The organism is Haemophilus sp. SZY H68 (assembly GCF_018829685.1).
In the GTDB taxonomy this organism is placed as follows: domain Bacteria; phylum Pseudomonadota; class Gammaproteobacteria; order Enterobacterales; family Pasteurellaceae; genus Haemophilus; species Haemophilus haemolyticus_K.
This window is the reverse complement of the sequence record NZ_JAHKKB010000001.1, coordinates 671806-687436: the sequence shown is the minus strand read 5'-3', so window position 1 is coordinate 687436 and position 15631 is coordinate 671806. Positions and strand designations below refer to the sequence as shown.

At 37.4% G+C, this 15631-nt stretch carries 14 protein-coding genes; 9 read left to right on the top strand and 5 right to left on the bottom strand.

Annotation, left to right across the window (positions count from 1 at the left end; translation table 11 throughout):
* Positions 1–8 precede the first annotated feature (8 nt).
* The 3 genes from rsxA to KP712_RS03225 all read right to left on the bottom strand — a co-directional run bounded on the left by rsxA (position 9) and on the right by KP712_RS03225 (position 3580).
* Positions 9–587, bottom strand: coding sequence for an electron transport complex subunit RsxA (gene rsxA / locus KP712_RS03235; RefSeq protein ID WP_048953635.1), 579 nt, complete (start codon positions 585–587; stop codon positions 9–11).
* 90 nt (positions 588–677) lie between these two features.
* Positions 678–2810: a YccS family putative transporter gene (yccS, locus tag KP712_RS03230; RefSeq protein ID WP_111407888.1), complete on the bottom strand. Its 2133-nt coding sequence runs from the start codon at positions 2808–2810 to the stop codon at positions 678–680.
* A gap of 101 nt (positions 2811–2911) precedes the next feature.
* A complete protein-coding gene (locus KP712_RS03225) occupies positions 2912–3580 on the bottom strand; it encodes a DUF2057 domain-containing protein (protein ID WP_048953638.1) in 669 nt (222 codons plus the stop codon).
* Between the two features lie 156 nt (positions 3581–3736).
* On the opposite strand from KP712_RS03225, the gene ribE reads away from it, so the two are divergent.
* The 6 genes from ribE (at position 3737) to dapB (ending at position 7647) form a co-directional block, all read left to right on the top strand.
* Positions 3737–4210, top strand: a complete 474-nt coding sequence (gene ribE / locus KP712_RS03220; RefSeq protein WP_048953640.1) for a 6,7-dimethyl-8-ribityllumazine synthase — start codon at positions 3737–3739, stop codon at positions 4208–4210.
* A gap of 3 nt (positions 4211–4213) precedes the next feature.
* Positions 4214–4648: a transcription antitermination factor NusB gene (nusB, locus tag KP712_RS03215; protein WP_005628659.1), complete on the top strand. Its 435-nt coding sequence runs from the start codon at positions 4214–4216 to the stop codon at positions 4646–4648.
* Positions 4649–4714: 66 nt separating this feature from the next.
* Positions 4715–5701, top strand: coding sequence for a thiamine-phosphate kinase (gene thiL, locus KP712_RS03210; RefSeq protein WP_048953641.1), 987 nt, complete (start codon positions 4715–4717; stop codon positions 5699–5701).
* On the top strand, positions 5698–6189 hold the full coding sequence (locus KP712_RS03205) for a phosphatidylglycerophosphatase A (RefSeq protein WP_215770566.1): 492 nt from the start codon (positions 5698–5700) through the stop codon (positions 6187–6189). Before thiL ends, KP712_RS03205 begins: the two co-directional genes overlap by 4 nt.
* Positions 6189–6818 (top strand): LysE family transporter, encoded by a 630-nt coding sequence (locus KP712_RS03200; protein ID WP_165818752.1) that lies wholly within the window; start codon positions 6189–6191, stop codon positions 6816–6818. The genes KP712_RS03205 and KP712_RS03200 overlap by 1 nt, the downstream gene beginning before the upstream one ends.
* Positions 6819–6834: 16 nt before the next feature.
* The gene (gene dapB, locus KP712_RS03195) at positions 6835–7647 is read left to right on the top strand and encodes a 4-hydroxy-tetrahydrodipicolinate reductase (RefSeq protein ID WP_065264967.1); all 813 of its coding nucleotides are present in this window, start codon (positions 6835–6837) and stop codon (positions 7645–7647) included.
* Here the strand turns inward: dapB and yfaE are convergent.
* Positions 7642–7890 carry a class I ribonucleotide reductase maintenance protein YfaE gene (yfaE, locus tag KP712_RS03190; protein ID WP_044232385.1) on the bottom strand — a complete coding sequence of 83 codons (249 nt, stop codon included), beginning with the start codon at positions 7888–7890 and terminating at the stop codon, positions 7642–7644. The two genes, dapB and yfaE, sit on opposite strands and share 6 nt — an antisense overlap.
* A 48-nt stretch (positions 7891–7938) precedes the next feature.
* On the opposite strand from yfaE, the gene KP712_RS03185 reads away from it, so the two are divergent.
* Positions 7939–8616 (top strand): hypothetical protein, encoded by a 678-nt coding sequence (locus KP712_RS03185; protein WP_226385877.1) that lies wholly within the window; start codon positions 7939–7941, stop codon positions 8614–8616.
* Positions 8617–8676: 60 nt separating this feature from the next.
* Here KP712_RS03185 and KP712_RS03180 read toward each other — a convergent pair whose 3' ends face one another.
* Entirely contained in the window at positions 8677–11958 is a 3282-nt protein-coding gene (locus KP712_RS03180) for a TonB-dependent receptor domain-containing protein (RefSeq protein WP_065264965.1), read from the bottom strand.
* A gap of 262 nt (positions 11959–12220) precedes the next feature.
* Between KP712_RS03180 and pheS the strand changes: the two genes are divergently transcribed.
* Together pheS and pheT are read left to right on the top strand one after the other, a co-directional pair.
* Positions 12221–13210: a phenylalanine--tRNA ligase subunit alpha gene (gene pheS, locus KP712_RS03175; RefSeq protein WP_021035163.1), complete on the top strand. Its 990-nt coding sequence runs from the start codon at positions 12221–12223 to the stop codon at positions 13208–13210.
* A gap of 33 nt (positions 13211–13243) precedes the next feature.
* Positions 13244–15631 carry a phenylalanine--tRNA ligase subunit beta gene (gene pheT, locus KP712_RS03170; protein WP_215770565.1) on the top strand — a complete coding sequence of 796 codons (2388 nt, stop codon included), beginning with the start codon at positions 13244–13246 and terminating at the stop codon, positions 15629–15631.

The window sequence follows — 15631 nt, the reverse complement described above, 5'->3', positions numbered from 1 at the left end:
TCATTTTATTACTTCACTAGTCCTGTGAATCCCATAAAAGCAAGAGACATTAAACCAGCTGTGATAAGTGCGATAGATGAACCTTTAAAAGTTAAAGGGACATCGGCCGCTACAAGACGTTCACGAAGCGCAGCAAAAAGCACTAATACAAGTGCAAACCCAAGAGATGCACCAAAACCATAAACGACAGATTCCGTTAAATTATGAGCAAGATTTACATTTAATAATGCGACACCGAGAACTGCACAGTTTGTGGTTATCAAAGGCAAGAAAATTCCAAGTAAACGATATAGCGTTGGACTAGTTTTATTTATTACCATTTCGGTAAATTGTACCACTACGGCAATAACCAAAATAAATACTAATGTACGCAAAAAAGTAGCATTCAAGGGAACAAGAATATAATGATCAACTAAATATGCGCAAAGGGAGGCGACGGTTAATACAAACATTGTTGCTAGTCCCATACCTACTGCGGTTTCAATTTTCTTTGATACCCCCATAAACGGGCATAGTCCTAAGAACTTTACAAGTACAAAGTTGTTAATTAATGCAGTACCGATAATCAATAAAATATAATTTGTCATTTTTCTTTGCCTTTTATGTAGGGAAGTATTATCGCTATTTATGAATTGAAGAACAATAGGTATTTTTAAATGCGATAACCCTACTATTTATCAGTATTCTTTGTGAAAATAACCATAAAAAGCGGGCAATAATTGTGTGATTAAATTTAGTTGCTGATAAGGCAAGCTAAATGCTGTGCGCTCTTGTTCTGTCATTTCTTGTTTCTCTAACTCCTTTAGGTGGGTTTCAATGTTTTTTTGGAGTTTAGCAAATATATCTGGCGGTATTTTTTCGATATTTTCAAGAGAATAAATAATTTTTTTGGCAACAGGATAGAAACCAGATAAAAATTGTGTAGTTTGTTGTAGAGTATTCATTTTTTCACGATAGGAACCTAGCGCAGAAATATAACTTAATAAGGAATAATTCAGTTTAAGTAAATCAAACCCTTGTTGTAAAAATGCTTTGTATTTTTCAGGTTCATTATTCATGTTTGAAAGCGTTGTACTAAGTGCTGCTGCATATTGATGTGCATTACGACGAGCAATGCGATACTTTAGATCATCACTTTTACCAAATTGTAGTTGACTAATAATATGTAAAAGATAAGTTGCATCACTTTGAACCGCTTTATGGCTAACTTTATCTAATTGTAAATATTTCCAATCAGGCCATAAATAAGAAACAGCAAACCATGAGATAGCCGAACCTAGTAATGTATCAAACAAACGAGGCATGAGTGCAGCTGAAGTATTAAAACCCATAACATCAAAGCTTAACAAGACCTGTAATGTGATAAAAAAGGTAGAGAAGCTGTAATTATTACTGCGAAAGAAGAAAAATAGTGTACTAGTAAGGACTACAAGACCCAGCTTAAGTTCTAAGGTTGGATTAAAATAGGGTAAAAGCGATCCTATTACCACGCCAAGAAAAGTGCCGATAATCCGCTGGCGTAAACGTGTTTTGGTGGCAGAATAGTTTGGTTGGCAGACAAAGACAGCGGTGAGTAAAATCCAATAACCAAGATTAAATTGGAAAAACTCTACGATGACACAGCATAAAAAAACCACTATCGATAAACGTATTGCATGGCGGAAGAGTTGAGATTCAAAGGTAAAGTGGCTAAAAATTGCAGTAGAGATATTTTTTAAGCCTGTAATTTGATCCGTATGAATTCTTGCTAAATGATCAGCATCATCTGTTTCTTGAGTAAGTTGTCGAAGTTGCCAGTTAATACTTTGCAAGTTGTCTAGTAGGGTCTGAATCTCAATAAGCTGATCTTTATCGTGGATGTGTTGTTCTCGATATAGCTGGAATGAGTGCAATGTCCCCGATAGTGCGCGCTCAACTCGTTCATTGAATTGATAGTTTTTATTTTGGCGTAAACTCGTTGTTACTTCTCGGCAAGATTGTGCTTGTAATTCTAGTAAGCGCTGAATACGAAAAATTAAGTCTGTATTTTTTAGTTTTTCAGTAATTTGCTGATAATCAAAATGAGTAGAATTTACACGTTCATGGATATCTTGCGCAGCAAAATAATAGCGGAGCATTCGTTGTGTGCGAGGATGTCGATGTTGACCACGAATACGATAGAATAGTGCTGTACGAACAATATTAAATGCAGAAACTACATTTGCATTTTTCATAGCGAAATTAAGATGTTTTTTTTCTATTTCATTTATTTCATCGGGATCAAAAAAATAAGATTTGGCATCTAAGTAATCACCTAGCGCACAGAAAGCTTTAGCAACACTTTCTTGTACGGGACGATTTGGAAAGAATAAATAGACAATGAGTGTTATTACACTATAAAGTAGCGTACCACATAGAATCATGACAGGGTTGATAAACCATTCATGTATTTCAGGTGTATAGGTTAGTGTAGTATAAAGTGCCACAACTAGTGTACCAAATGCAATGGTACTATAGCGTTGCCCAACAGCACCTATCATAGTAAAAATAAATGTAAGCGCAGTCATCAAGGCAATATATTGTATTGGCTTGCCGATATTTAATTGGACAATAAAGGATGAAATAGAGAAAGCTATCAATGTATAAAAGACATTTTTTAAACGCCCAGTTAAACGATTGTCTAAATCAACTAACCCTCCTGCAATAATACCTAGAATTAAAGGCATAGACTGTTGAGAGATATTAAATGCCCATACGCTAATTGCGGCAATATTTACAGCAATAAAAATAGGAATGGCAGCAATCACTTTAGCATTTAACCAGTTGTTCATTATTCATCCTTATTACAATAGAAAAAGTGAGCAGCAAGGCTCACTTTTATTATCTATATAAGCGTACTCAAACATCAAAGCTTTTTGAACGAGATGATGCGTTAATTGTGGGATTTTGCCCAGTTTAAGAAACGTATTTGAGTTTCCTTATCTGCTTGTTGGAACCAGTATTGAAGTTGCTGTTCTGCAACATTCTCACCTTGAACAACAACTTTCCCTTTGTTTATTTTAGCATTGCTTGCAGAAGCAATTGGCATTGTGGTTGGTATTGCTGCAGTCGAAAATGCTGCAACAGATGCGATTGCACCTGAGGAATTATATGTAGAAAGATCGTTTACCACGTTTGCACTAGGGAATAAACCCTCTTGTTTTAAAACATCCACTTTCGCTGCAATAGTATTACCTGATTTGCTAGTAATATTAATTGTTGGTGTACTATTAAATTTTTCACCTTCGGAGCGGCTACGGATTGAAGGTGCAGAGATAGTAATATCTTCTGGGGAACCTTTGAATGTAACAATGATAGGACTAGATTCAAATAAAGATTGATTAGAACCTGAACCAACAATATCACCTAAACGAACAACTACTTGATGTGTTTCAGTATCATTGATGTTAAATGATTTTGTTTCTTTTAATAATGCTTTTGATGCTTTTTGTCCATCAATGGCTAAAAACTCAAGATTAGATGACGTTGAAACCATTCCAGCAAAGCTCGTTGAGCTAGCACATAATACCGCTAGGCTTAATGCAATAGTGCGTAATTTCATAATTGCTCCTTTTAATAGATAAAAATGAGAACAATGCTTATGCTATGCTAAATTCACTAAAATGAAAATAAAAAAGTGCGGTTGGTTTTAAAAAAGTTTTTTTATGCTAGAATTCTCTACTAAATTAACGATAGCGATTTTTTAATAGGAAAAAATATGAAAGTTTTAGAAGGCTCAGTCGCAGCACCTAATGCAAAAGTTGCAGTAGCAATTGCTCGTTTTAACAGTTTTATTAATGAAAGTTTATTAGATGGTGCAATTGATGCATTAAAACGTATCGGCCAAGTGAAAAATGAAAATATCACTATCGTGCGTGCCCCGGGTGCGTATGAGTTGCCATTAGTTGCGCGTCGTTTAGCTGAAAGTAAAAAATTTGATGCGATTGTGGCATTAGGTACAGTTATCCGTGGTGGTACTGCGCATTTTGAATATGTAGCAGGGGAAGCAAGCAGCGGTTTAGGAAAAGTTGCAATGGATGCTGAAATCCCCGTAGCTTTTGGTGTATTAACCACAGAAAATATTGAACAAGCAATTGAACGTGCTGGTACTAAAGCAGGTAATAAAGGTGCAGAAGCAGCCTTAACCGCACTTGAAATGGTTAATCTTATTCAACAAATTGATGCGGCATAAATCATGACAGAACAAAAACAAGTGAAAAAGCCTTCTGCTCGTCGTCGTGCGCGTGAATGCACTGTTCAAGCCTTGTATTCTTGGGCGGTATCTGGCAATACTGCAGAACAAGTTGAATTAGCCTTTGTGTTAGATCAAGATATGGATGGGGTAGATAAACCTTACTTCCGTAAATTATTTCGTCAAACAGTAGAAAATATTGAAACCGTTGATTTTTCAATTTCGCCTTATATTGACCGCGCTTTTGATGAGCTTGATCCTATTGAAACTGCAATTTTACGTTTGGCCGTTTATGAATTGCGCTTCGAGTTAGATGTGCCATATAAAGTGGTTATCAATGAAGCGATTGAAGTGGCAAAAGTATTCGGTGCAGATGAAAGCCATAAATATATCAATGGCGTACTTGATAAAATCGCACCAGCATTAGGGCGTAAATAATCCTTTTAAATTGAAAATGGCGCGCGTTTTTAACGCGTGCCTTTTCTTTTATAAGATAGGTGAAAAATGGCAATGGGTGAATTTGATTTAATTAAACGATATTTTCAGCCACAAATATTAGTTGATGATTCAGTTCAATTATCTATTGGCGACGATTGTGCGCTGGTTTCCGTGCCAGAGAATTATCAGCTTGCCATTACGACTGATACAATGGTGGAAAATACACATTTTTTACCAATCATTTCACCTGAAGATTTAGCTTATAAGGCCGTTGCAACAAATTTAAGTGATCTTGCTGCAATGGGGGCACAGCCCAAATGGGTTTCTCTGGCATTAACTTTGCCAAATGTAGATGAAAATTGGATTTCAATATTTAGTCAAAGTTTATTGCACACGTTAAAACAATACAACGTCACATTAATTGGTGGTGATACCACAAAAGGCAACTTATCTATTACGATTACGGCACAAGGTTTTGTCGAAAAATGCAAAGGAATTTGTCGGCATAAAGCGCAAGTTGGTGATTTAATTTATGTTTCAGGCACATTAGGCGATAGTGCGGCGGGTTTAACGCAAATTTTATCGAGCAAAAGTGCGGTTGATTCTGATGATGTTTTTCTGCAACAACGTCATCTTAGACCCACACCTAGAATAGAACTTGGACAGGCGTTAATTGATATTGCTCATGCTGCCATTGATCTTTCCGATGGGTTAATCTCTGATTTAGGGCATATTCTTGAACGAAGTCAATGTGGCGCAGAAGTTGAACTTTCTGCTTTACCTCTTTCATCCGCGATTTTGCATAAATATGATCGCACTCAAGCGGAACAATTTGCCTTAAGTGGTGGAGAAGATTATGAACTTTGTTTTACCATACCGCCCGAATCTAAAGATGAATTAGAATTACGCTTGAAAAAATTGAACATACCTTGCACTTGCATTGGTAAAATCATTGAAAAGTACGGTGACTTTTCGACCCGTTTTTTATGGGATGGAAAACCTGTGAATATAACTTTTTCAAGTGGTTTCGATCATTTTAAGGAATCAAAATGACAGAAAATAATCCTCTTAAAAAAATCTCTCTTTTAAATCCTATTCATTTGCTTGCCGTTGGTTTTGGATCGGGCTTAATTCATCCTGCTCCCGGTACTTGGGGGAGTTTGGTTGGAACAATTTTAGGCGTGATTTTACTTTCTTTACTAGACGTAAAAACCTTTTTAATTTTTACCGCACTTTGTTTTCTGCTCGGCTGCTACCTTTGTCAAAAAACTACTGCAGATATGGGGGTTCACGATCATGGTTCTATCGTTTGGGATGAATTTGTCGGTGTATTTATTGTATTAGCGTCGATACCGTCATTATCTTGGCAATGGATTTTGACTGCTTTTGCGTTATTCCGCTTTTTCGATATTTTAAAACCGTTCCCAATTCGTTATTTTGACGAAAGACTAGAAAGTGGTTTTGGCATTATGGTCGATGATGTTTTAGCGGCAATTTATGCGGTGATTGTCGTATTTGCTATTCAGTATTGGATGTTGTGATGCTAAATTTAATCATTGTGCATTTATTTGGATTAATGACACCAGGGCCAGATTTCTTCTATGTAAGCCGAATGGCGGCAAGTAACTCTCGTCGTAATACAGTTTGTGGCATTTTAGGCATAACGCTTGGCATCGCCTTTTGGGGAATGCTTTCTATGTTGGGATTGGCGGTGTTATTCGTTACTATTCCTGCATTACATGGCGTTATTATGTTGCTAGGCGGTAGTTACTTAGCATATCTCGGTTTTTTAATGGCTCGCAGTAAAAAACACGCTCAATTTGAATCGCACTCTGATACTAAATTTAATCAGCAAACCACGATTAAAAAAGAAATTGTGAAAGGGCTTTTAGTGAATTTATCCAATGCAAAAGTCGTGGTGTATTTTAGTAGCGTGATGTCGCTTGTCTTAGTAAATATCACTGAAATGTGGCAAATTATCTTGGCTTTTATGGTAATTGTGGTTGAAACATTTTGTTATTTTTATGTGATTTCATTGATTTTTTCACGTAATATTGCCAAGCGTTTATACAGTCAATACAGTCGTTATATTGATAATATGGCAGGTATTGTATTTTTATTTTTTGGTTGTGTGCTTGTTTATAATGGCATCAACGAAATAATTCATTAATAAAAAAGGAAGTAAAATGACATTAAAAATTGCAATCGCCGGCGCTGGCGGAAGAATGGGGCGTCAATTAATTCAAGCGGTTCATTCTGCGGAGGGTGTAGAACTAGGTGCGGCGTTTGAACGCAAAGGATCATCTTTAGTCGGGACGGATGCGGGAGAATTGGCGGGAATTGGTCAACTTGGTGTAACAGTTTCAGACGATCTTGAAAGCCAAAAAGATAAATTCGATTTATTAATCGATTTTACTCGACCAGAAGGCACCCTTGAACATATTGCATTTTGCGTAGCGAATAATAAAAAAATGGTAATCGGTACAACAGGTTTTGATGAGAATGGTAAAGCGGCGATTAAAACCGCTTCAGATAAAATTGCTATTGTGTTTGCATCAAATTTCAGTGTTGGTGTGAATTTAGTCTTCAAGCTTTTAGAAAAAGCAGCAAAAGTGATGGGCGATTATTGCGATATTGAAGTGATCGAAGCACATCACCGTCATAAAGTTGATGCGCCATCTGGCACCGCACTTTCTATGGGCGAACATATCGCAAAAACCTTAGGTCGCGATTTAAAAACTCACGGAGTCTTCTGCCGAGAAGGAATCACAGGCGAACGTAAACGCGATGAAATTGGTTTTTCAACTATTCGCGCTTCGGATGTGGTGGGGGAACACACGGTGTGGTTTGCTGATATCGGCGAGCGTGTAGAGATTTCCCATAAAGCATCAAGTCGTATGACTTTCGCTAATGGTGCAGTGCGTGCTGGTAAATGGTTAGAAAATAAAGCGAATGGCTTATTTGATATGACCGATGTATTAGATTTAAATAATTTATAAATCAATTTCAATGTCACTTTCTACGTGACAGCAGCATAATAAAATCTCATCAGGTTGAATAAAGGCAAGGGGCGTATCTTTATATGATACCTTGCCTTTTTTGATCTTCACACGACAAGAACCACAATAGCCACTACGGCATTGATATTCATGATGAATATTATTTTTCTCGAGATGATCGAGTAAACTTGTTTCATTATTGAATTCTAATGTGGTTTTACTGTAGATTAGATGAATTTTCATAATAACAATGCAGTGAAATTTGCTGGGCATTATATAAGGAAAATCCATATGTTAAAAATACTGTGTTTTATAACCGCACTTTTTATTACGGCTTGTAGTTCTATTAGCAAAGAACCAGTGAAGACGGTGGATGTTTATATTAAACCTTATTATTCTGCTGAAAATGGAAAAGCAGAAAATGTATTTGTACATAAAGAAATCGATCCTATGCTACGTGAAAATACGATAAAAGGTTATGAAAGTGCGGTGAAATTTGTAGAAGAAAATCCGGCTCGCATTTCACCAATGACGATGTTCACGTTAGCCGCGCGGGCGTACGATTTTGGATTAAGAGATGAAGCTGTTACTTGGTTTTATCGTGGACAAAACCGTTTGATTACCGCACTTTATGTGTTGGATTTACCAAAACAAACGGTGCAGGATAATACAGGGTTCAGCCATGTTGTAGGGCAGTTTATTAATGCTTATGCGTTTTGCAATTTTGATAAACAAAGTCGTGCCGCCGAAAATGCGGTGAAATGGACAATTACGCATCCTTATGAAGTTATTTTCTTACCAACATTGTCCGCAAAATTTGCAGATCGTAGAAAAGCGTTAAAAGAAGCAGAAGAAAAATTAGTTCAACGTTTACAGGAACAAGCACATTTTTTTGCCAATCCAAACAATAAAGAAAAATGGCAAAAAGAGCGGTCAGAAAATTTTGTGAATGAACGATTTTGTTGGTAATAAGAAAAAATGGAATAGCGATAACGTTATTCCATTTTTAGTATGATAAACCATATATGGTTAGAATGTACTTGTTAAACCAAATTTAATGGTTCTTCCTGGCGCTGGCATAGATGAACGAGTCATTGGATCAAGATAATAACGATCAGTTAAGTTTGTCGCAGACAATGACAGCGCAAGATTCTCATTCACTTTGTAGTTCATATACGCATCAACCAAGAACACTGGCTGCCAACGTGGGTTGTTATTGCTATTGGCAAACCAGCCTGCATCACGTAAAGATTTGTTACGAGTTTCTTTCACATTAGTGTGATATACCATACGGGTGCCAACTTCTAATCGCTCATCTAAGAAACGTACACCGAGATTTGAGGTAATGCTGTATTTCGGCAAAATGGCATTTTTTAAGTAGCCGTTTTCATTACCACCATTAACGCATTCAGGATAGGCTTCAAATGTATGTATATCACCTATACCACCAACATCTCGAATTGCTGAACTTTTATCGCAGAATTTATTTTTGATGTTGTAGCTAATACCGATATCACCGAAGATTCGACCTTGATCATAACGAGCGGATAATTCTACACCTTCTAAAATCCGTTTATCAAACTGCTTCATCTCATAATTAATATCACGGTCAAAAATATTTTTCGTGGTATTTTTGTACCAATTTAGTCGAATATCCGCACGGCGTAAACTTGGGAAGAAACCACGTAAATCATGCACATATCCCACTTCAATATTTTTGCTGTGTTCCGGTTTACGTTTATAGAGCGGCGTGAGAATATCAATGGAATAGCCAATGGTATCTTCAAAAATACTCGGCATACGTTTGGTTTCATCATAGCGCACATAAATTCTGGCGTTATCACTTAAAAATGCGGTAGCACTAAAGGAAGGTGCCCAAGCGTGATCTTTACGCTCCGCCTTTTTCATTTTTTCCCACTGTTCTTTGGTTACTGGTGTTTTTTCTGGCGAACCGGAAAAATCAGTACTAATGTCATATAAATAATCTTCTTTCCCAGTTTGTGGATGGATTACTTTTTTTTCTAACATTTCTTTTGTAATGCGTCCATCCGTAAGCGGAAAATGCTCAACAGAAAAATTACCATATTCGTCTCGTTCCCAATAAATGGTCTGCGTTGCAGATTGATCCCATTCACCTTTATCACCACTGAGCTGTGACCAACTATCATATTCCTCATCTGTGGTTGGAGTCCCGCCATGTGAAACAACATACTCATCACGATCATCAAGCCATTTTTGTAATTCTGGTGAATCATCAGCAGGTATTGGATATAATTCTTTAAATTTTTCCTGAAGTGAAATTATTAAATCATTTTTCCTTTCAAAATTTATATAGTCTTGTGTTATTTTAGGGGCGACTTGCTTCAATTTTCTTACTGTAAATGGAATACGTGATTCGGTTAATACCTCTTCCTGTTTTAAGTGTGCAATTTTTTCCTGCAAACCGCGATCTTTAGATTTGTAATGGGTATATTTCATCCCAGCAGTCAGTAATAACCAATCGGTTGGTGAATATTCAAATTTGAAGCCTGCATTAAATTCATTTCGGTTGCCTTTTCGATTTCCTGAACGAGCAGTGTTTGATACTCGGCAAATACCATGTATATCGCCTTCCACACAGGTATAATTTTCCCCTTCTATTTTAGCATCAGTCTCGTATTGATTAAATGCAGTAAGTTGATATTTATCCCAAAGTTCATAAACATTGGTACTGTCTAAAGTTTCACGACGATAATTTGTCATGACACTTAAACGAAGTTTTGGACTTAGTTCCGTGACATTGCTAAAGGTTATTCCCATATGATTATCACGGGCAAATTGCACTTGCGCGGGTTGAGTATTAAAAATCCCATCAATATTTTTAAATTTAGGATTTTTCATATATTCCTTTATTTTGCTATTAAAAATTTCGTAAAAACGATCTTTTATACGTTTATATTCAACGGGATCTTTCACTTGATCTAATTCATAGGCTTTATCACCAAACTCATTTGCGAGATCAAATTGAGATAAAGTACCAATCAGTTGAGTATTATAATCACTAAAAAGTACATCACCCGGTGAGCCGCCCGATGTATTAGTTGCCGTATCATTTTTTACTGCCCATACACCTATTTTTAAATCAAGCCATTTGTTATCCGGCGGGTTATAGGAAAACTCAACATTACCTGTTTTTTGTTTTACATCTGCTAGTGGCCATTGTGTGACGGTATTACGCGCAGCATAGTTATAGCCAAGTCGGGAAGGCATAATGTCGCCGTAATTTATTTGCGTGTCTCGGAAGTTCGCAGAAAGTGAAGCATATTTATTAAAGTGGAGTTTCCCCTTTAATAACCAAGATCGGCTTTCATAAGATGTATTTGGTACTTCTTCACCCGGTTTATAAATTCGAGCAATGAGTGGAATATAAGGGTCATCGGAGTTTTTATCTAAATCAAGCGGGCCAGTTGTTCCTTCACCGTATTTTTTCCCTCCCCGTTTACCAGCAAAATAATTGCCTTTGTTGCGATAAGCATACGCCCCTAAGACTTCATAACCATCATCTTTTGCGGCTAACGCCAAACGTACGGCATTATCGTGTAAAGGTTTGTTTCTGCCTTTTTTTCTTGGGCTAATCCGATCATCATCTTTAAAATACAACGCCCATTCAGCTAATTCTGCACGCCCGTCTGGTGAAACAAGTCGATAATCCTGACCAATAGGTACACCTTCATAAGGATGAGCCTTAATGGAATTGTTGGCTGTCTCCGTTTTAAGTTCAATACCCCATTTTTTGCCAGGCTTAATGATCTCATTAGGATTTAGCGTCGACATACGAATCGTGCCTGCCGCCCCAGAGCGCAAAGTGCGGTCTAAATTTGGGCCTTTTTCCACATTCACTTCACTCACTAAAAATGGATCAAGATAGTTACGATTGCTTACTCCAGAATAACCACGCCAAACGGTAATCGCTTGTTCAGTATCATCAACTAATACAGGAATTCGCCCTTGCCCCCAAGAACTTCGAATGATTGGATCAATCGCACCGCCATTACGCGCATCGCCACTATAGACGCCTGTAATACCACTTAATAAATCAGATACAGATTGAGAATGATAAGTTTCAATTTCTTTTTTGCTTTTATATTCTGTTACGTTGTTTTTGCTATAAATGGAATCTTTTCCTTTTAATGCTATATCATCTGATGAAGCATTAACATTAATTGTGTCTAATTGACGTATCGACTCAGCTTGGCTAAGAGATGGGAGGATTCCGATTAAAGATAAAAATAATAAAGTAGCAGTGTTATATCGTTTTTGTGGATCATTCATATAAACCCCTTAATTTTGAGAATGATAACGCTTATCATACGCTTAAGTTAATGAAAATCCTACTATATAACTTGGTTTTACATTAAAAATGAGAAGATGATCACAATTTTTGTTTTTAGAGTTTGAGTCAACATTTAAATACTTTAAATATTATCATCTGATAAACCAATGATTTTTCGTATTATTCTTTTACTTTTTAAGTACTTGGTATTATCATTACTCGGTTTTTTATTTTATAGAGAAAAGAGAAGCAGGGGAAACTATGCAACATCTGAACGAGCTTGTTGAGAAAGCGAAATTAGCGATTGAATCCATTCAGGATAAAAGTTTAACGGCTTTGGATGAAATCCGTGTCGAATATTTTGGTAAGAAAGGGCATTTTACTCAATTAATGCAAGAATTGCGTAATGTGTCAGCAGAAGAACGTCCGGCTATGGGTGCAAAAATTAACGAAGCAAAACAAGCTGCGTTAGAATTTTTAAATGCAAAAAAAACGGAGTGGGAACAGGCTGAACTTAACGCAAAATTAGAAAAAGAACGTGTTGATGTCAGTTTACCTGGTCGCAAAGTTGAAACAGGTGGCTTACACCCAGTCACTATGACGATTAATCGCGTAACAAAATTTTTCTCAGAACTTGGCTTTTCAGTTGAAAATGGCCCTGAAATTGAAAGTGATTATTACAACTTTGATGCTTTAAATATTCCTAAACATCACCCAGCACGTGCCGATCACGATACTTTCTGGTTTAATCCAGAATTATTACTCCGCACTCAAACTTCTGGCGTGCAAATTCGTACTATGGAAAAAATGCAGCCACCAATTCGCATTATGGCTCCAGGACGTGTATATCGTAATGACTACGATCAAACGCATACGCCAATGTTCCATCAAATTGAACTACTTTATGTGGATAAAAAAGCAAATTTCACAGAATTGAAAGGTTTATTGCACGATTTCTTACGCGCTTTCTTTGAAGAAGATTTACAAGTACGTTTCCGTCCATCTTATTTCCCGTTTACAGAACCTTCAGCCGAAGTGGATGTGATGGGGAAAAACGGTAAATGGTTAGAGGTGTTGGGCTGCGGTATGGTGCACCCAAATGTGTTGCGTAACGTTGGTATTGATCCGAATGAATATTCTGGTTTTGCCGTGGGAATGGGCGTTGAGCGTTTAACAATGTTACGTTATAACGTAACAGATTTACGTTCGTTCTTTGAAAACGACTTACGTTTCTTAAAACAATTTAAGTAATTTCTCGGATTTGAATTAAAAGGATAACAACAAATGAAATTTAGTGAACAGTGGGTAAGAGAATGGGTGAACCCTGCGGTGTCCACCGAGCAATTATGCGAGCAAATTACCATGCTTGGCTTAGAAGTAGATGGCGTGGAAACCGTTGCGGGTAAATTTAATGGTGTCGTTGTTGGTGAAGTAGTGGAATGTGCACAACATCCAGATGCAGATAAATTACGTGTAACTAAAGTGAACGTAGGTGGTGATCGTTTATTGGATATCGTGTGTGGCGCACCAAATTGTCGTCAAGGCTTAAAAGTCGCTTGTGCAACAGAAGGTGCGGTATTACCGGGCGATTTCAAAATTAAGAAAACGAAATTACGCGGTCAACCATCAGAAGGAATGCTTTGTTCATTTTCTGAATTAGGTATTGATGTTGAAGCAGACGGTATTATTGAGCTGCCAGTTGATGCACCAATCGGTACAGATTTACGTGAATATTTAGGTTTAAACGATAATGCCATCGAAATTAGCTTAACGCCAAATCGTGCGGATTGTTTGAGCATTGCGGGTATTGCGCGTGAAATTGGTGTGGTAAATAAACAGCCAGTAAATCAACCGCACTTTGAAGCGGTTCCCGCAACAATTTCTGATAAAGTTCAAATTGATTTACAAGCACCAGAAGCCTGCCCGCGTTATTTATTGCGTGCGGTGAAAAACGTTAATGTGAAGGCTGAATCGCCAATGTGGATGCAAGAAAAATTGCGCCGTTGTGGTATTCGTTCTATTGATCCTATTGTTGATATTACTAACTATATTTTGCTTGAGCTTGGTCAGCCAATGCATGCGTTTGATGCGGCTAAAGTTGCGCAACCTGTTCAAGTTCGATTCGCAAAAGAAGGTGAAGAATTAGTATTATTAGATGGCTCAACAGCAAAACTTCAATCAAATACTTTATTAATTGCCGACCAAAATGGTCCTTTAGCAATGGCAGGAATCTTTGGTGGTGCAGCCAGTGGCGTGAATAGCGAAACGAAAGATGTGATTTTAGAATCCGCATTTTTCGCTCCATTAGCTATTGCTGGCCGTGCAAGACAATATGGTTTACATACGGATGCATCACACCGTTTTGAACGTGGTGTGGATTTTGAATTAGCACGTAAAGCAATGGAACGCGCAACCGCATTATTGCTTGAAATCTGTGGTGGTGAAGCGGGTGAGATTTGTGAAGCAAGCAGTGAAGCTCATCTTCCTAAAGTCAATACCGTTCAACTTCGCCGTAGTAAATTAGATGCACTTTTAGGTCATCATATTGAAACAGAAAGCGTAACAGAAATTTTCCATCGTCTTGGTTTCGATGTTACTTATGCAAATGATATTTGGACGGTAACTTCTGCAAGCTGGCGTTTTGATATTGAAATCGAAGAAGATTTAATTGAGGAAGTGGCGCGTATTTATGGTTATAACAGCATTCCAAACAATGCGCCATTAGCGCATCTCCGCATGCGTGAGCATAAAGAATCTGAGTTAGATTTAGCTCGAATTAAGACCACACTTGTGGATGCTGATTATCAAGAAGCGATTACTTATAGCTTTGTGGATCCAAAAATTCAAAGTTTATTACATCCACATCAAGAAGCACTTGTATTGCCAAATCCAATTTCTGTTGAAATGTCAGCAATGCGAGTGTCTTTGATTAGTGGTTTATTAGGTGCAGTGCTTTATAACCAAAATCGCCAACAGTCTCGTGTTCGTTTATTTGAAACTGGATTGCGCTTTGTGCCTGATGCCAATGCTGAATTTGGCGTGCGTCAAGAATTTGTTTTAAGTGCGGTGATTACTGGAACGGCAAAATCTGAACATTGGGCAGGCAAAGCAGAGTCTGTTGATTTCTTTGATCTTAAAGGTGATTTAGAATCAGTACTTTCTTTAACAGAAGGTGGTAATAGAGTTCGTTTTGTTGCAAAACAATTTGATGCATTACATCCTGGCCAATCTGCTGCTATTGAATTAGATGGTCAAGAAATTGGTTTTATTGGTGCAATTCATCCATCTATTAGCCAAAAACTTGGCTTGAATGGCAAAACTTTTGTATTTGAAATTCTTTGGAATGCAATTGCGGCACGTAATGTGGTGCAAGCAAAAGAAATTTCTAAATTCCCAGCAAACCGTCGTGATTTAGCTTTAGTCGTCGCGGATAGCGTACCAGCAGGGGAATTAATCGCAGCATGTAAACAAGCAGGCGGCGAAAAATTGGTGCAAGTGAACTTGTTCGATGTATATCAAGGTGTGGGCGTCGCTGAAGGCTATAAGAGTTTAGCCATTAGCTTGACTGTCCAAGATAATGAAAAAACACTTGAAGATGAAGAAATTAATGCAGTGATTTCAGCAGTATTAGCGGAGGTAAAACAACGCTTTAATGCTGAATTAAGGGATTAA